The organism is Acinetobacter legionensis, from assembly GCF_057165765.1.
The window spans coordinates 4268203-4286789 of sequence record NZ_CM169896.1; the positions used below are offsets into that span (position 1 = coordinate 4268203).

The 18587-nt window shown below is 39.9% G+C and carries 15 protein-coding genes; 7 read left to right on the forward strand and 8 right to left on the reverse strand.

Annotated features, from left to right (window positions below; translation table 11 throughout):
- Positions 1 to 76 precede the first annotated feature (76 nt).
- Positions 77 to 1252 carry an MFS transporter gene (locus AC2G3J_RS19625; protein ID WP_483770472.1) on the forward strand — a complete coding sequence of 392 codons (1176 nt, stop codon included), beginning with the start codon at positions 77 to 79 and terminating at the stop codon, positions 1250 to 1252.
- Between the two features lie 172 nt (positions 1253 to 1424).
- Here the strand turns inward: AC2G3J_RS19625 and AC2G3J_RS19630 are convergent, their stop codons facing one another.
- Both AC2G3J_RS19630 and dapB read right to left on the reverse strand, forming a co-directional pair.
- The gene (locus AC2G3J_RS19630) at positions 1425 to 2075 is read right to left on the reverse strand and encodes an START domain-containing protein (RefSeq protein ID WP_336952558.1); all 651 of its coding nucleotides are present in this window, start codon (positions 2073 to 2075) and stop codon (positions 1425 to 1427) included.
- 57 nt (positions 2076 to 2132) lie between these two features.
- Complete coding sequence (gene dapB, locus AC2G3J_RS19635) at positions 2133 to 2948, reverse strand: 4-hydroxy-tetrahydrodipicolinate reductase (RefSeq protein ID WP_336952559.1); 816 nt, start codon at positions 2946 to 2948, stop codon at positions 2133 to 2135.
- A gap of 289 nt (positions 2949 to 3237) precedes the next feature.
- Here dapB and AC2G3J_RS19640 point away from each other — a divergent pair, with 289 nt between their 5' ends.
- Positions 3238 to 3429, forward strand: coding sequence for a hypothetical protein (locus tag AC2G3J_RS19640; protein WP_336952560.1), 192 nt, complete (start codon positions 3238 to 3240; stop codon positions 3427 to 3429).
- 271 nt (positions 3430 to 3700) lie between these two features.
- Positions 3701 to 3916 carry a hypothetical protein gene (locus tag AC2G3J_RS19645; protein WP_336952561.1) on the forward strand — a complete coding sequence of 72 codons (216 nt, stop codon included), beginning with the start codon at positions 3701 to 3703 and terminating at the stop codon, positions 3914 to 3916.
- Positions 3917 to 3996: 80 nt separating this feature from the next.
- Here the strand turns inward: AC2G3J_RS19645 and dnaJ are convergent, their stop codons facing one another.
- The 4 genes from dnaJ to AC2G3J_RS19665 form a co-directional block, all read right to left on the reverse strand.
- Complete coding sequence (dnaJ, locus tag AC2G3J_RS19650) at positions 3997 to 5109, reverse strand: molecular chaperone DnaJ (RefSeq protein WP_004718844.1); 1113 nt, start codon at positions 5107 to 5109, stop codon at positions 3997 to 3999.
- 92 nt (positions 5110 to 5201) lie between these two features.
- The gene (locus tag AC2G3J_RS19655; protein ID WP_004718846.1) at positions 5202 to 5579 is read right to left on the reverse strand and encodes a hypothetical protein; all 378 of its coding nucleotides are present in this window, start codon (positions 5577 to 5579) and stop codon (positions 5202 to 5204) included.
- 136 nt (positions 5580 to 5715) lie between these two features.
- Positions 5716 to 8862, reverse strand: a complete 3147-nt coding sequence (locus tag AC2G3J_RS19660; protein WP_483770473.1) for an efflux RND transporter permease subunit — start codon at positions 8860 to 8862, stop codon at positions 5716 to 5718.
- 2 nt (positions 8863 to 8864) lie between these two features.
- On the reverse strand, positions 8865 to 9965 hold the full coding sequence (locus AC2G3J_RS19665) for an efflux RND transporter periplasmic adaptor subunit (protein ID WP_419326908.1): 1101 nt from the start codon (positions 9963 to 9965) through the stop codon (positions 8865 to 8867).
- A 145-nt stretch (positions 9966 to 10110) separates the two neighbouring features.
- Here AC2G3J_RS19665 and AC2G3J_RS19670 point away from each other — a divergent pair, with 145 nt between their 5' ends.
- The 3 genes from AC2G3J_RS19670 to AC2G3J_RS19680 all read left to right on the forward strand — a co-directional run bounded on the left by AC2G3J_RS19670 (position 10111) and on the right by AC2G3J_RS19680 (position 15281).
- Entirely contained in the window at positions 10111 to 10731 is a 621-nt protein-coding gene (locus tag AC2G3J_RS19670) for a TetR/AcrR family transcriptional regulator (RefSeq protein WP_336952564.1), read from the forward strand.
- Between the two features lie 226 nt (positions 10732 to 10957).
- The gene (gene ppc, locus AC2G3J_RS19675; RefSeq protein ID WP_419360556.1) at positions 10958 to 13648 is read left to right on the forward strand and encodes a phosphoenolpyruvate carboxylase; all 2691 of its coding nucleotides are present in this window, start codon (positions 10958 to 10960) and stop codon (positions 13646 to 13648) included.
- A 331-nt stretch (positions 13649 to 13979) separates the two neighbouring features.
- The gene (locus AC2G3J_RS19680) at positions 13980 to 15281 is read left to right on the forward strand and encodes a solute carrier family 23 protein (RefSeq protein WP_336952566.1); all 1302 of its coding nucleotides are present in this window, start codon (positions 13980 to 13982) and stop codon (positions 15279 to 15281) included.
- Positions 15282 to 15330: 49 nt separating this feature from the next.
- Here AC2G3J_RS19680 and AC2G3J_RS19685 read toward each other — a convergent pair whose 3' ends face one another.
- Positions 15331 to 16047 (reverse strand): nucleotidyltransferase domain-containing protein, encoded by a 717-nt coding sequence (locus AC2G3J_RS19685; RefSeq protein ID WP_419326907.1) that lies wholly within the window; start codon positions 16045 to 16047, stop codon positions 15331 to 15333.
- Positions 16048 to 16229: 182 nt separating this feature from the next.
- The gene (locus AC2G3J_RS19690) at positions 16230 to 17360 is read right to left on the reverse strand and encodes a TDT family transporter (protein ID WP_419326906.1); all 1131 of its coding nucleotides are present in this window, start codon (positions 17358 to 17360) and stop codon (positions 16230 to 16232) included.
- Positions 17361 to 17567: 207 nt separating this feature from the next.
- Between AC2G3J_RS19690 and ribF the strand changes: the two genes are divergently transcribed.
- Entirely contained in the window at positions 17568 to 18569 is a 1002-nt protein-coding gene (ribF, locus tag AC2G3J_RS19695) for a riboflavin biosynthesis protein RibF (RefSeq protein WP_419360553.1), read from the forward strand.
- Positions 18570 to 18587: the final 18 nt, after the last annotated feature.

Below are 18587 nucleotides of genomic sequence, written 5' to 3' on the forward strand. Positions count from 1 at the left end.
AGATCGTCATTAACTTGATTGCTTGAACGCTGTTACACGCCATCATTTTCAATATGTTGTATATTTGAGATTTCTCATGAAATTAAATTTTCCCTTACTCGCCTTGGCCATTGGCGCTTTTGCAATAGGAACAACAGAATTTTCCCCTATGGGCTTTCTTCCCCAAATTGCAGAAAATTTGAATATTTCAATCCCAACCGCAGGTATGCTGATTACCGCTTATGCACTCGGTGTCATGATTGGTGCACCGTTTATGACCTTATGGTTTGGACGGTTTCCACGACGTAAAGCGCTTATTTTAGCCATGATTATTTTTACCATTGGCAATATTCTCGCTGCAATTGCTCCCAATTATTGGGGCTTAATGGCCGCTCGAATTCTGACCAGCCTCAATCATGGGGTGTTTTTCGGGATTGGTTCTATTGTTGCAACAAGCGTCGTACCTAAAGACAAACAAGCCAGTGCAGTTGCCACCATGTTTATGGGCCTCACCATTGCCAACATTGGTGGTGTGCCTTTAGCCACATGGGTTGGGCAGAATATTGGCTGGCGTATGTCATTTGCAGCAATCGCTTTACTCGGCGTGATTACCATGTTGTCGCTATGGAAAGCCTTGCCTGAAGATAAAGCAAGCCAACGTCCAGATGTCAAAGCGGAATTAAAAGTGCTGACTCGGTTGCCTGTAGTTCTTGCATTGCTCACCACGGTGATGAGTGCAGGTGCAATGTTTACCCTATATACCTATATTGCGCCTAGCCTACAAAACATCACCCATGCAAGTCCGATGTTTATTACCTTGATGCTGGTACTGATTGGGATTGGCTTTTCAATTGGTAATCACTTAGGTGGAAAATTTGCAGACTTGTCACTGACCAAAACATTGACCAGTTTCTTACTGTTACTAATGGTGAGCATGTTGCTGTTTCCAATCCTGGCTCAAACTCAAGTTGGTGCAGCATTGGCACTGATTGTCTGGGGAGCTGCAGCCTTTGCAGTGGTCCCACCTTTACAAATGCGTGTCATGTCTGTTGCTCATGAAGCACCTGGATTGGCATCCTCTGTGAATATTGGTGCATTTAATTTAGGTAATGCTTTAGGTGCAACAGCTGGTGGAGCAGTATTGAGTATGGGGATGAGTTATGCTGCAGTGTCTATTGCAGGTGCGGTACTCACAGCTTTAGGGTTAGTGCTAGTTTTTATTCAAATGAAAATGAATAAAGCATCTGTACGGCAGTATAGTCATTCAGCGTAGTGATTAACAATCGTCACAAAGACTACAAGTAACCTTTCTTTCTATATCAACACATTGAGAAAGGTTACTTTCAATATTTAAATGAGCGGAAAGATCTGCCAAGCATTATTTTTTCAAATATAGCGTTGTTTCGTCAGTAAGGTCTGCTTCTGGATTATTGATCTAATAACGCCTATTTTAAAATATCAGGCAAAGCTGTAAAGGGTTTATTCTTTGCCAATTCTGTTTTCATTTTCTGCAACATCTGATAAGGCTGCTGTTCAACCAAAATATTGGTTAAGCTTGCAGGAATAGAGCCTTCTGGATTGGCGTGTCCAGAGGTAATGACTTTGACTTTATTGGCACCCAGTTTTTGAAAGGTCCAATCACCTGAATAATCTTTTAAACGCACATAGTCAGGATTTACTGCTTTGCCTTGCTGAATCGCAGAGTTTTTAATAAAAATACTGCCATTTGCATCTTTAGACATGGTTCCTTTAACCACCATATCTCGATCTTTTAACGGAAAGGGGAAATCTAAAACCATATAAATGCTGAATTCGCCTTTTTTATCATCGCGAGATAACACTTCAGCTTTGGCAACATTGGGGACCCATTTCGGTGAGTTTTTGACGTCCAATACCAAAGCAACAGCACGATCAATCGGCACGTCTAATATTGTTTCAGCTTTATAAGACAACACAGAATTACTGGCATCCTTGTATGTCCATACCTGAACGTTATTCTTATTCAAACTTAATTTAGCATTGCTTGGTAAAGCAGCTTGTGTAGTCAGGCCAAAAGCACTGATTACACAAGCAAATAACATCACTGTTTTTTTCATTTTTGAATGTTCAAAATTTGACTAATTGTTTTAATTCTATCGCATCAGATTTTAAGCTTAAATATCATTTAAGCCTAAAACGTCTTTCATATCGTATTTTTTTGCATCTTTGCCGACAACCCAAGCAGCTGCACGTACAGCACCTGCAGCAAAATTCATACGATTCGTGGCTTTGTGTGTCACTTCCACACGCTCACCTTCGCCAATAAACATCACTGTATGTTCGCCTACAATATCACCACCACGAATCGTTTCAAAACCAATGGTTTCACGTTCACGTGGACCTGTATGCCCCTCACGACCATAGACAGCAACTTTCTTTAAATCACGCCCCAGTGTGTCAGCAACAGCTTCACCCATCATCAGTGCAGTACCTGATGGTGCATCTACTTTATGACGATGATGTGCTTCAATAATTTCAATATCCACAGTATCGCCAAATACTTTAGCTGCCAGCTCAAGTAATTTAATCGAAACATTCACACCCACTGAGTAATTTGCAGCATAGACAATCGGTGTCTGAGTCGCAGATTGATTTAACAGCTCTTTTTGTTGATCCGAAAAACCAGTTGTGCCAATCACCATCGCAACACCAGCAGCACTGCATAATTTTAAATTATGTTCAGTTGCAACAGGTGCAGTAAAATCAATTACCACATCCACATCGTTGAGGATCTCTTCTAAGTTGCCAACCACTTTAATCCCCACAGCACCAATTCCTGCAAGCTCTCCTGCATCTGCGCCAATTAATGTGCTTTCTGGACGCTCTACTGCAGCAGCAAGTTGAAAACCAGCTTGTTGTACAGCTTGAATCAATGTACGGCCCATACGGCCACCTGCACCTACAATACCAATGCGTGGAGCTGCTGACATACGTTATTCCTAAATCTGAATTTGAAAATTTGGCTCTACTATAACAAAACTCGGTTCTAAGACGACGTTTCAATATAAAAAAATACTGCAATCTTTTTGCTTGCTTTGGGATCTTGTGCGCTCATTGATCCAAAATAGCCTGAACGAATAAATAGATTAATTTTATAAAACATATTGATAAAACCTTGAAAAATTTAAAACTTTTCAAATCTATTTCATCAAAATGCAAGAATCCCACAGCAGACTACATGCCACGAATGAAAATAATATGGCTTATAAGGAGATCAATATGCATTCGAATAAAATGGCTTTCGCTCTGGTACTCGGCATGATCATGACAAATGTTTGGGCTGAATCAGCGCCTGCAACAACATCAGCAACAACTGAAGAAAAAACGCTTGCTCAACCCAATAGCAACACAGCATCTGAACCTCAAACAGAAGTCCGTGTTGAAGATATTGATGCACCAATCATCGAGTAATAAGCACCTATTTTTCAGTGGTTGAGGGTATGTCCAATATCTTCGACCTGTCTTTTTAAATAGCTCAATTCAATTGTAATCATCATCATAAAAATCAGACGCTACAGCTAAACATCAACACTTATTTTGTTTGTAAATCATCTAAAAAATTCTTGAAATGTGTATTAAATTACAGCTAAAAATAACTAAAAAGCAAAATTTAAATTTTCAGATCTATTAAACTAAAGACGCTTGGATGCAATCATAAAAAGCAAATATCAGAGGAAATATCATGCAACTCAAAAAAATCATTTTAGGATTGATGATGACTACAACTGTTTCACTCGTTTGGGCCGAAGACACCCCCCCGCCTACCGCTCCATCGTCAGAATCATCGATATCAGCAACAAATCCCGCGGTAATCCTCCCCCAAGATGATAATTCAATAGATGCTGCCCCGGATGACAACGAATTTGATTTATCACCATCGGATCAAGCATCAAAATAAAAAAACGGAGCAACAAGATCTGTTGCTCCGTTTTTACCTATTCAATGTTTAGCTTGCTAAATGAAAAGGTCTAAACTCAATTAGTCAAATAAACGATCGAAGAAAGATTTTTTCTTCGGTGACGATTTATTATCATCACTTTCCATCGTGGCTTGAAGTTCTTTCAATAGCTCACGTTGGCGGCTGGTCAAGTGTACAGGTGTTTCTACCACAATACGGCAAAGTAAGTCACCTTGCATACTGCTACGTACAGGTTTTACCCCTTTACCACGTAGTCGGAACATTTTACCTGTTTGTGTACCTTCAGGTACCTTCAAACTTACACGACCATCCAACGTTGGAATTTCAAGTTCTTTACCTAAAGCAGCATCTGCGATACTGACTGGCACATCCATATATAAGTCTGCACCATCACGTTGGAAAATATCGTGCTCACGCACTACGACTTCAACGTATAAATCACCAGATTGACCATCACGGATTGCTTCACCTTTACCGGTTAAGCGAACGCGATCACCATTATCAACACCTGCAGGAATAGTAACTTCAAGTGTCTGCTGACGATCTGATACACCTGAACCATGGCATTTGCTGCATGGATTTTTAATAATTTTACCTTGTCCACGACATGTACTACATGTCTGCTGAACAGAGAAGAAGCCCTGTTGCATACGCACTTGACCTGCACCATGGCAAGTCTTACAGGTTTCTACATCATTTGGATTTTTTGAACCTTTACCATCACACACATCACAAGGTGCTGGTGCAGTAAAGGTAATGGTTTTCTTAACGCCTCTCACCGCTTCTTCAAGCGTTAATTCCATAACATAGCGCAGGTCGGAACCACGACGCGCACGTTGCTGACCACGGCCACCACCGCCAAAAGCGCCACCAAAGATGTCACCAAACTGACTGAAAATGTCTTCGGCGCTGAAACCACCACCAAAGCCACCGCCGCCCATACCACCTTCAAAGGCGTTATGACCCATACGGTCGTACATGCTACGTTTTTCACCGTCAGAAAGAATTTCATATGCTTCCGCACATTCTTTAAACTTTTCTTCAGCTTCTGAATTGTCAGGATTACGATCTGGATGATACTTCATCGCCAACTTACGGTAGGCTTTTTTAATTTCATCATCACTAGCGGTTTTAGCAACACCTAAAACCTCATAATAATCACGTTTAGCCATGATTGGCGATGCTCCACAAAATTTGATAATACTTCTATGCAGAGTAAATTGGGGGCGATGTTATTTTTTACAAGCGTGAAATGTGGTTTTTTTTAAAAAACAGCTTTTTTCTGCAAATATTTAGTAAAACCTTTGAGCCATGTATTGAGTAAATATAACCACGCAATGGCGCTAAATACCACACCTGCCACAGTGCACGCTTTTACCCAAATGAAACTGTCCCAATAGAAAAAGATTAACGGAATAAACCATAGCGCAGCAAAGGCTGCCAAAATCAAAAAAATAAGAGCATTGCGCATAATCCACAACGCTTGCGCATGTATCCATACCTCTGCATTATCTGCCACTGCTACTTTACGTGCTAACCAATACGCCAACACGGCTGTAATCACCGTAAACAATGCGAGAAACATAAACAAATAAGAGCTCGTAATAAATTTACGATGCTGTTCTGGATTTGTTTGCCCCATGGGTGTTTTTGACCTCAAATTTATTGCATACCGATTTACTTATTATGCAATAAAATTTCCTATGTTATTTTCTGTTAAAGATTAAGTGCTACTATATTGAAGTTTTCAATTTTTCGCACCTAATATTCTCAACAATTTATGTATTTTCTGTAGTTTTTTTAATCTTAAACCAAGTCGCATACAGCGCTGGTAAGAAAAATAACGTTAAAAGTGTCGCAATAATTAAGCCGCCCATAATCGCCACTGCCATTGGTCCAAAGAAAATACTTCGAGAAAGCGGAATCATGGCCAATACAGCTGCCAAGGCGGTGAGAATAATTGGACGGAATCGACGAACTGTTGCATCCAAAATCGCATCCCATTGATTCTGCCCAGCTCGAATATCTTGTTCGATCTGATCAATCAAAATCAGTGAGTTACGCATAATCATTCCAGATAATGCAATAGTACCTAGCATTGCCACAAAACCAAAAGGCTTATTGAATAAGAGCAGGAATAAAACCACCCCAATTAAACCTAAGGGCGCTGTCAAAAATACAATGAATGAGCGAGAGATACTCTTTAACTGAAGCATCAGCAAAGTAAAAACCACCGCAAGGAATAATGGCATACCTGCATTCACAGAGGTTTGCCCTTTTGCGGACTCCTCTACCGCGCCACCAACTTCTAGCAAATAACCACTTGGTAATGTTGTACGAAGCTGATCCATTTTTTCAGCCAGTTCATTGACTACGGTTGCAGGCTGTAACTTTGTTCGAATATCTGCACGTACGGTAATGGTCGGTAAACGATTGCGGTGCCAAATCAAACCATCTTCAAATTTATATTGAAGTGTAGCGATTTGCGCCAAAGGTACGGTGGCGCCTTTACTTGTTGGAACAGCAAGACTGGATAATGCTTCAACATTGACACGTTCGGCTTGATCTCCTCGGATACGAACATCAATCAGCTCACGTTTTTCACGATATTGATTGATAATTGCACCCGATATTGAACTGTTTAAAAAATTCGCCAAATCTTCTGAGGTCACACCCATTTGACGGGCACGGTCTTGATCAATCACTAACGAAATAATTTTACTTTGCTCACCCCAGTCCAAATGAACATTTGCGGTATTTGGATTTTCACTAACCAGTTGAGCAACTTTTTGTGCTTCCTCACGAACAACTGCAATATCTTCACCCGATACACGAAATTGCAATGGATAGCCGACTGGAGGACCATTTTCTAATAAAGAGACACGGATACGCACCTGTGGCAATAATTGGCGGATTTGCGTATCTAAGGATTTACGAATTTCATCACGATCATCCAGTGAAGATGCTAAAACCACAAATTGTGCAAAACTGGCTTGCGGCATTTGTTGATCTAAAGGCAGATAGAAGCGTGGTGTACCTGTCCCAACATACGCAACATAATTATCAATGCCCTTTTGCTTGGATAAAAATGCCTCAACTTTCTTCACTGCATCTTCAGTTGCAGTCAGTGATGCACCTTCTTCTAGTTTTAAATCGACCAAAACTTCGGCACGGTTTGAAGACGGGAAAAATTGTTGTGGTACAAACTTAAACATCACCACAGACAGGACAAATACCCCAACCGTAATTGAAATGACGGTTTTTCTATAAGTCACACACCAGTTCACCAACTTTCGAAAGCTTTGATAAAATTTAGATTGATACGGGTCAAAATGTTCACCGTTATGATGAATCACAGGCTGAGGTTCTGGTTGCTTGCGTAATCTTGCCAAAAGACGCTGATACCACGGAGCTTTTTGCGGTGTTTTGTTAAAATCTGGAAGTAATTTATCTCCTAGATATGGAACGAAAACCACAGCAGCAATCCATGAGACAACTAAGGCAATCGTGACCACTTGGAAAATAGACCGGGTATATTCACCTGTACTTGAGGCGGCTGTAGCAATAGGTAAAAAACCAGCTGCAGTAATTAATGTTCCTGTCAGCATTGGAAATGCGGTACTGGTCCATGCAAAACCAGCGGCCTTCATCCGGCTATAGCCTTGCTCCATTTTGATGGTCATCATTTCGACGGCAATGATGGCATCATCGACCAACAACCCTAAGGCCAGAATCAAAGCTCCTAGAGAAATCTTATGTAAGCCAACATCAAATAAATTCATTCCCGCAAAAGTCATCGCAAGCACCAGTGGAATCGAAAATGCCACCACCAAACCTGTACGAAAACCAAGCGAAAAAAAGCTCACCAATAAAACGATAATGACCGCTTCTGCAAGAACTTTGACGAATTCATGAATACTACGTTGTACAGCCACCGGCTGATCTGAAACTTTTTTCAGCTCCATACCTAAAGGCAGTGATTTTTGTAAGGTTTTAAATTCAGTTTCTAAGTTTTTACCCAGTGCGATGATGTCACCACCTTTACGCATAGAAACTGCTAGACCAATCCCATTCTCGCCCATAAAACGCATGCGAGGTTGTGCAGGCTCACTAAATCCACGATAAATTTCAGCAACATCGCCCAGTTGAATAGTTCTGTTTCCCACCAACAATGGCATTTTTTTCAAATCATCTACACTTTTTAAAGCACCACTGACTCTTACTTGAATACGGTCAGTGCCTGTTTCAAAAAAGCCCGCACTGGTTACACTGTTTTGCTTTGCCAAGGCTTCTTGGATTGCAGTAACTGGTACACCCATTTGCACGGCTTTGGTGTTGGAAAGTTCAATCCAGATTTTTTGATCTTGTAGGCCCACCAGATTGACTTTACTAACATCTTTTACCCGTTGTAAGCGAAGCTGCAAACGGTCTGCATATTCTTTTAAAGTAGCATAATCAAAATCTTTACCAGTTAAGACATAGATATTACCGAAAGTGTCCCCAAACTCATCATTAAAGAAGGGCCCCTGAACACCGGAAGGTAACTGTGTTTTGATATCACCTACTTTTTTACGTACTTGGTACCAAACATCTGGAATTTGGTTAGATTTTAATGAGTCTTTTGCCATAAACATGACCATTGACTCACCAGGACGCGAGTAAGCCATAATCTTGTCATACAGCCCTGTACTCATCAGTTCTTTTTCTATTTTATCAGTAACTTGTAAAGAAACCTCTTGAGCTGTTGCACCTGGCCAATAAGTTTGGATGACCATGACTTTAAAGGTAAATGGAGGATCTTCACTCTGAGAGAGTTTTGAGTAGGAAAATAAACCCACAATACCCAGCAAAATCATAAAATAAAGTACTAATCCTTTATTTTTGAGTGCCCATTCTGACAAATTAAAGGAGTTAAATGGACTCATGATCATGCTCCTTTTTGAACAGTTACAGCACGATTTTCACGGTCTACTGGGTTTATTTTTTGCTTTTCACGAAGTAAATGTACCCCTCCTACAACCACCCATTGTCCAGGATTTAACCCTTTCACGACAGTAACATTGTCACGACCATAGCTGCCTAAAGTCACGGAAACCTTATGAATGGTTTGGTCTGGATTCAGTACCCAAATATAGGCTTGATTGTTATTTGCCGAGACGCTAGATAAAGGTACACTCAATACATTTTGAATATTTTGATTAAAGAATACCCGCGCACTTTGCCCAAGTTGAATCGCGGACTGCCCTTCTTTTAAAGCCACTTTGACCATAAATGTACGTGACTGATCGGCTGCTGGAGAAATCTCTCGAACATAGGCAGCAAATCGATCTTGAGGTTTAGACCATAAAGTTACCCATGCATTTTGACCGACTTTAATCTCTGCAATAGCTTGTTCAGGGACACCTATCACCACTTCACGATCCCCATCAATCGCCAGCTGGTATGCCGCTTGTCCTGCTGAAATCACTTGTCCAGTTTCAATATTACGTTGGGTAATCACCCCATTTTTATTGGCTATCAATTGGTTATAGCCGGTTTGATTGGCGCTCACATCATAATTGGATTGGGCTTGTTTTAAACTTGCCTGAGCAGAATCATATTGATTTTTGACTGAATCATATTGTGAGCGACTCACAGCATTGATCGGTAAGAGTTGCTGAAAGCGTTTAAATTCATCTGCTGCGGCCTTGGCCGCAGATTGCGCACTTTCAAGTTGTGCTTTGGCTGAGTTCAATTGTAGCTGGGCATCTTTCACATCAAGCTTTGCTAAGACTTGACCAACTTTGACACGAGCACCAACATCGACATAGCGTTCTGTAATTTGTCCCCCGACACGGAATGCCAATGCTGTTTGCTGTCGAGCTTGGACATCCCCCGCATAACTTTTTTGATCTTCATGTGATGTTGCAGGTTGGGTTACCATCACCAAGGGAATTTGTTCCGCTTCAGGTGCTGGTTTGCTACACCCCACTATTGTTACACTACACAATACCAATAGGCTCGTGATCATTAAATTTAAACTACGCATAGGCAAGGCTCTTAATCAAATGCATTTTTTCGGGCAAAATAGAATGAGTATATTTATTTGCTCATTTTTTAATTAATATACTGCATGGTACAGTAATTGTGAATTGTGTATAGAGTAATTAACCTATTTTTTTTTGGAAATTATTGTGCAAACAACCGCTGGACGTCCAAAGGACTTAGAAAAACGGAAACACATTTTGGAAGCCGCCAAAAAGCTATTTCTAAAATTGGGTTATCATGGTTCAAGCATGAACCAAATTGCCAAAGAAGCTGGCGTCACAAAGCTGACGGTATATAACCATTTTCAAGATAAAGAAACTTTATTTTGCTGTGCCATTGAAGCAACCTGTGAAGCATCTATTGATGCTCGACCATTACGACTTAATGTTCAAAGTGATTTTTATGCGCATTTTTTTCAGGCATGCGAATTGGCACTTACTGTTATTAGCTTACCTGAAGCCATTAAACTCGAGCATTTGTTGTTAGAACTTGCCGCAGAGAAAAATCCTTTGGCTTTACAGTTTTATAATTCTTCCCATCAAAGAATGTGTGCAGTCTGGCAAGATTTTTTCCAACAAGCAGGCACACTTAAATTTATTCAAGCAGATGACATTGAAAAACAAATTAATCTAATTCTGTCATTATTATTGGGTGTTCGACACCACGAGGTCTTATTGGGGATTCGCCAAATTCCTACGGAAGATGAAAAACAGCAAATCATCGCCGAAAGTATTGATTTATTTATGCTGAAATATAAACCCAACTAAAATTATTTAAAAACAAAATAATGTCCAATTCTTGTTTAAGGCATACTCAATGCATATCGCATAGGCTTGTTGATATAAAAAGGGCAAAAAATAAAGCTAAATATCCAAATTAAAATTAAGTCAAAGTCGACTTCTTGCACAGTCATTTACATACTTTTGTAGGGAGTCACTTGGATTGTGGTGGAATCACGTTATATTCGAGATAACAAGAACTGGAGAGTAACAAATGGTTCAACAAATTGATGCTCCGCTGCGTGAAGATGTACGCTTACTCGGAAACCTTTTAGGCGAAACGCTAAAAGAACATGCAGGACAAGATTTGTTTAATCAAATTGAACAAATTCGGGCTTTAGGTAAAGGCGCTCGAGATGGTCAAATTGAAGCAGAAAAACAACTTGAACAATTATTTTTAAATTTAAAAGATGATGAAATTCTGCCACTCACCCGCGCCTTTTCACACTTTCTAAATTTTGCCAATATTGCTGAACAATATCACGTTGTACGCAGTCGTCGTCAAAGTGAGTGCGATGAAAATTCACCATCACCCAATGTGCTGGATCATTTATTTAGCAAGTTTAAAGATCAGCAAATTTCAACAGAAACGCTCTATAAACAAATTTGTGAATTAAAAATTGAGTTGGTCCTCACGGCGCATCCAACTGAAGTTAGTCGTCGTACTTTAATCCAAAAATATGATGGCATTAATCATTGCCTGTCTACTTTTGATCAGCAAAAACTGACACCTAAGCAACGTGCAGATGTGTTGACTGATTTAAAACAATTGATCTGTTCCGCATGGCAAACTGACGAAATCCGTCAACACCGCCCGACTCCGATAGATGAAGCAAAATGGGGCTTTACCACGATTGAACAGACCTTATGGAATGCAGTTCCAAAATTCATACGTGAATTGGATGACCTCGTTCAGGACAATTGTGCACAGGCCTTGCCTTTAGATATTTCTCCAATTCGTTTTGCATCTTGGATGGGGGGTGACCGTGATGGTAACCCAAATGTTACGCATAACATTACTCAAGAAGTTTTGTGGTTGTCGCGCTGGAAAGCGGCTGACCTTTATGTGCGTGATATTGAAGATCTTCGTTGGGAACTCTCGATTGAAGCCTATTCCAATGAGCTACTTCAAGCTTTGGGTTATAGCCATCCTGAACCTTACCGCGAATATTTGCGTGCGACCCGTGAACGCCTCAAAGCAACTCGTCAATGGTTAGCAGATAAATTACGTGGTCAACATTCTGATGTAGATCGCAGTTTAATCATTCGCCATAAAGATGAATTATTACAACCATTACTGCTCTGCTATCGCTCACTGATGGCATGTAATTTACCTGAGATTGCCAATGGTAAATTGCTCGACTTTATTTATCGGGTAAATTGTTTTGGCATTGAATTACTTAAACTGGATATTCGTCAAGAGTCAGGTCGTCATCGCCAAGCCATCTCAGCAATTACTGAATATCTTGGTTTAGGCAATTTTGAGACATGGACAGAACAAGCTCGCCAAAATTTCTTATTACAAGAATTACAAAGCAAACGCCCGTTATTGCCTAAACATTTAAATGAACCATCAGGTAGTCTGATTGAAAATCTTGATGTTCAAGAAGTCTTTGCAACCATGCGTACTTTGGCTGAACAACCCAAAGAAAGCTTGGGCGCTTATATCATTTCAATGGCTGAATATCCGAGTGATGTTTTGGCGGTACTATTACTCCAAAAAGAAGCAGGAATTGAACACCCACTACGCGTTGTTCCTTTATTTGAAACCTTGAAAGACTTAGATGGTGCTGCAAGTACCATGAGTACCCTGTTCAATATGCACTGGTATAAACAACATATTCAAGGCAAACATGAAGTCATGATTGGTTATTCGGACTCTGCCAAAGATGCTGGCTTTATGTCAGCAAACTGGGCCCAGTATCGTGCGCAAGAAGAGTTGACCGCAATTGCCAAACAGCATGGCGTTCAATTGACCTTGTTCCACGGCCGTGGCGGTTCAATCAGTCGTGGTGGTGCACCAACTCAACAAGCATTATTTTCTCAACCACCGGGCTCAATTTCAGGTGCAATTCGTGTGACTGAACAAGGTGAAATGATTCGCTTTAAGTTTGGTCTAGAAGAAATTGCCTTACAAAATTTGGAAATTTATGCTGCTGCAACCTTAGAAGCAACATTATTACCACCACCTATTCCCAAACAAGCTTGGCGAGATTTAATGCACAGTATGACAGATTTATCTGTTCAGGTTTATCGTCAGACTGTGCGTGAAAACCCTCATTTTGTAAAATATTTACGTACTGTCACCCCTGAACTTGAGTTGCAAATGTTACCCCTCGGTTCACGCCCTGCAAAGCGTAAAGTCAGTGGTGGAATCGAATCTTTACGTGCTATTCCTTGGGTTTTTGCGTGGACACAAATCCGGTTAATGCTTCCTGCTTGGCTGGGTACTGGCGCAGCGATCAACCAAGTGATTGATCAAGGCCAAAAAGCAGTATTAGATGAAATGTTAACAGAATGGCCTTATTTCCAAACTTTAATTGATATGTTGGAAATGGTGCTATCTAAAGCCGACTCAAATATTGCACTGTATTATGAATCTCACCTTACCGATGATGAAGATTTAAAAGTACTTGGTGCAGAATTACGTAAACGCTTACATGATGCCGTACAAACGCTCTTGGCAATGAAAGGTGAGTCGGAACTTTTAAGTTCCAATGATGTGCTTGATCAAGCCATGAAAGTACGTAAGCCGTATTTACTGCCCTTACATTTATTACAAGCCGAATTAATGAAACGTCGACGTGCATATTTGGCTGACTGTCATGCAGAACATACCCCGGTAGATCATGCACTGATGGTCAGTATTGCTGGGATTGCGGCAGGTTTACGTAATACGGGTTAAGCCACCCTATAAAAATTATCTTAATTCTAAAGCGAGGAGAATGTGATCTGTCATTCTCCTCTCCTTTTAAAAAACGCGAAACTTTTCACATATTATAAAGCAGCAATAACTTTTTTTGACCAATCGCAAAATCGGATTTTTTTTAAATTTTTACACACAATTTTTTTTAATACTTTGATTTTACGCACTAACATTATTTAATTATTTGACCAAATGGTACAAAACACCAATTTTCCCTAATAAATGCAAATGCTTAGTTTGACTAAAATGATTAAAACTCTCGAAAAGAAAGCGTATGATGTGTCCAATTTGTTTTTTGAGTGCTCAATTTATGTCCAACTGGTTTCCCAAATGGCGTCCTTATTCTGGCAGCATTGATGCAAGACCTGTCGGTACCAATGAGTATTTACCGCCTGCGCAAAGTGTCGTTTTAGGGATTCAACATGCATTTGCTATGTTTGGTGCAACGGTACTCGCCCCCTTTTTAATGGGCTTTGACCCAAACCTTGCCATTTTAATGTCAGGAATTTGTACCATCTTATTCTTTATTGTTACGGGTGGTCGTGTTCCAAGTTACCTAGGTTCAAGCTTTGCCTTTATTGGAGTAGTAATTGCTGCAACTGGCTATGCTGCATCAGGTACAGGTACGCCAAACGCAAATTTAGCTATTGCAGCTGGTGGGATCATGGCATGTGGTGTGTTGTATGCAATGTTTGGCTTGCTCGTGATGGCAACGGGGACCAAATGGATTGAAAAACTCATGCCACCAGTAGTGACTGGTGCAGTGGTAATGATCATTGGTCTAAACCTCGCACCTGTTACGGTGAAAGGTGTCGCTGGTAATGACTTTAATATGTGGATGGCATTGGTCACTGTACTCTGTATGGGTTCAATTGCTGTATTCACAAAAGGTCTATTACAACGCTTATTGCTTTTGGTCGGGTTGTTATTGGCTTATTTGATCTATTTCATTGTTGCAAACGTAATGGGAAATGGAACGCCGATTAATTTCACGCCTATTCAACAAGCTGCATGGTTTGGTACGCCCACTTTCCATTCACCTGTTTTTGATATCAATGCAATGTTAATTATTGCTCCGATTGCTTTAATTCTGGTGGCAGAAAACTTGGGCCATATCAAAGCAGTCAGTGCAATGACTGGCGAAAACCTAGATCCACAAATTGGTAAAGCTTTTGTTGCAGATGGTATTGCAACCACGCTTTCTGGTGGTGTCGGTGCACCTGGTATGACCACCTATGGTGAGAATATTGGTGTAATGGCCGTTACTCGTGTTTATTCTACGATTGTTTTTGTCATTGCTGGTATTTTTGCAATTTTCTTAGGGTTTTCACCTAAATTTGGCGCAGTGATTCATACCATTCCAACAGCGATTTTAACAGGTGCTTCAATCGTGGTCTTTGGTTTAATTACCATTGCGGGTGCGAAGATTTGGATTGAAAATAAAGTCGATTTTTCTCAAAATAAAAACTTGATGGTTGCCGCAGTAACAATCATTTTAGGAACAGGTGACTTTGCCCTTCAATTTGGTGATTTCAACTTGGGTGGTATTGGTACTGCAACGTTTGCAGCATTGATACTCAACTGGTTCTTTAGTTTAAAAGATAAATCATAATTATAAATTTAACCTATTTTAAGCAGCCAAAAGGCTGCTTTTTTTATTTTTATATAATGTGAGCATCTATCCACAAATAAACGCTTTTTATTTCTTGGATAGAGGTCTCACTTGGTACATTTGGATGATCAAGTTCGTTTAACAAGTATTGAAACACTGCTTTTTGTTCAGGATATACATCTATCGTTTGTGCCACAGTATCATTTAAATGGCATGGCCATCCTTTTATATTGTCCAATGTCAAAGGAAGCAGTCGTATTATCCGTTTAATTAAAGATTTCTTAAGGCTGATTAATTCTTTTGCTGTTTTATCAGATGCCTCTAATATGCGTAAATAACCTTGTATATCTGTATCATAACCACTATTTATCGCCTTAATTACCTCGCGATTAATCTGAACATCGTTAAAAAGCGCAGATAAATCTTCTCCATAAATATGCTGACAAAAGAATTTGATCCATGCTCCCCAACTTTGTAGGGAATGCTTATTTAAAACCTCATCTAGAAAACCAATATCGATATCAACTTTAGGTAGAAATGGGTGTAAAACCTTAAGATTTACGCTTATTTCAGCAATCTTTTCATTTAAATTTTTTGGTTTATTTTTAAAAACAACACATAGGTCTAAATCTGACTGACCGATAATTGCAATGCCTTGAGCAACACTGCCATAAACATAGATGCTATGTAAATCTTCTACAAAGCTGCGACTAAAATGGTTAATCACATTTTCTAGCACAGGTTCAAATGCTTTTTGAATCCTCATTGATTGTAATATTCATCCACTTTTAAATTTTCTCAAACCAACATCATACTGCTTATATAGCATTTATTTTGTATTTCAATATTAAAAAAGCCCAACTGTAATCAATAGACAATTGGGTTTGGACGCTTTTTCCATCGGTTCTTAATGATTATTTTTATAGACTGATCAACAACATTTTCTGTTTATTCACGTTCTAAAAAAGTCTTTAAACAAGGAGAGAAAAACAGATTCCCTTGATACATTCCCTGCAAAGTTTTGCTCATCACCATCACCCACAACATCATCAAAATTGCAGCAAATGCTAAGCCTGTATCTACAATAAAACTGAGATGTAATTGTTGACCTAAACTCAATATTGCCAAAGTAAATACACCCAGTGGGAAAGTTAGCCCCCACCAACCGAGATTAAATGGTAGCTCAGTTGCCGCATGTTTGAGTGTGGTTAGAACTGCGATTGCGACCCACCACACACCAAAGCCCAGCAAAATAAAACTTGCCACGATCCCAACATTTTGAAAGAACACACCTAAATTTTCTAACTGAATCAATGCCAAAACCTCAGGAGCCTGAGCACCTAGAATCAAGAGTGCCAACGCACCTGTACCAATTGGCCCTAAAGCTAACCAGCTGGTAATTGCCAACTCTTTGCTCGGCAATTGATGTACAGCCAAACGTAACATTAGAATGGTGAGAATCCCAAAAGCAGGCAATACAGACATCCCCCACAGCATGTAACTGGTGAATAAAATACCCACCGCCTGTTGACTAACATGCGTATGCGCTAAAAGTAAACCGCCTGAAGTTGCTGCAACTTCACAGGCCACAATCGGCAATAACCACATTGCAGTCATTGTATGCAATTGATGATCTTGTTTGTGGAACATACAAAACGGTACCAGCACCCCGATACTCACCGCTAAAACCACATCGACATACCACAACAACTGCGCAATTTGGAACGCAACATCACCATAAATGGGTATGCCATATTTTAAAAAGCCATTTAATACCGTTGCCAACCCCATTGGAATTGCACCTAAAAAGAGTGCCATTGCGGGATGGGAAAAAATCTGCTTCGCTTCTTGAGGATAGATGAGCCAGCGTAGAACATACAGTATGATAAATACAGTAAACAGTAGCGTGTTAAACTGCCACAAAATAGTTGCCAGCTGCCATAAAAAATCAGATGCAAACGGAAATTCAGGCAAGATCAGTGCAACAACCCCTGTTCCCATGGTCATGGTGAACCAGTTTGGCGTAAACTGTCGAATCACATCACCTGTTTGTTCAAGTTGGTAAAATGGCTTTTTCATCGCTTCATCCTCATTTCAGCAGATAAATTGATTATAAAAGCATCTTTTAATAAATAAAATTGATTTAATTTCATAAAATGAATCAATTTTACTGATATCAAAGTATTCTCAGTCATTTTTTTCTGGATAAAAACACAACAACAAAGACGAAACTGTGAGATTATGGCAATATATAGTCCTTTCAAATTTTAAGCTTATTTTGAAACCATGCAGCTGTTACGTCTAAATGCCTTAGCACCAAATTTTCAATTGCCCCAAACCGCTGTGACGATTGGCAATTTTGATGGTGTCCATTTGGGACATCAGGCGATGGTTTCTCAACTCAAAGAAGTGGCTAAAGCCCAAAATTTAAAAACCTTGGTGATGATTTTTGAGCCGCAACCTTTAGAGTTTTTCAAAGGTTATGAAGCACCACCACGGATTTCATCACTCAGAGAAAAAGTAGAATATTTATCTGAATTGGGTGTCGATTATATTGCTATCGCTAAATTTGATAATCAATTCCGTAGCTTAAGTGCAGAAAACTTTGCAAGCCTGTTAAAAAGCAAACTCAATGCGCAAAGTTTGATCTTAGGTGATGATTTTCACTTCGGCAAAGACCGTCAAGGCAATAGTGAATTTTTAAAACAATATGGTTTTGATGTCACCAATCTCAATACCATTGAATTTAATGGCGAACGTGTCAGTTCAACCCGTATTCGCCAAGTTCTCCAAGCGGGTGACTTATCACTTGCAGCAAAATTATTGGGTCGTCCATACAGCATGATTGGTCGTGTGCAATATGGTGATCAAATTGGTCGTACTTTGAATTTTCCAACCATCAATGTTCGACTTGGCCGTCATAAACCTTGTTTAAGTGGTATTTATGCCGTCGATGTTATTTGCGAAAGCACCTCATTGACACAGAAAGTCAAAGCTGAGAACCCCGATAAAATCGGTATTGCTGGTTATCAAACAGATGCGTTATTTGGTGCGGGCCATGTGGGAACACGCCCTGCAATCAAACAAGAACATCCAGAATGGCGATTAGAAGTACATTTTCCAAATGTTTCTGCTAATCTGTATGGTCTGTTAATGCGGGTCACTTTCCTCGACTATTTACATGGTGAATTAAATTACCCATCACTTGAAGCGCTTCAGGCGGGAATTGATGATGATGTCGAGCGTTTGCTTGAGTTTCGCAAAAACACCCCCAAATTTCCTTTTTAACTTAAACTTTTATTGTAA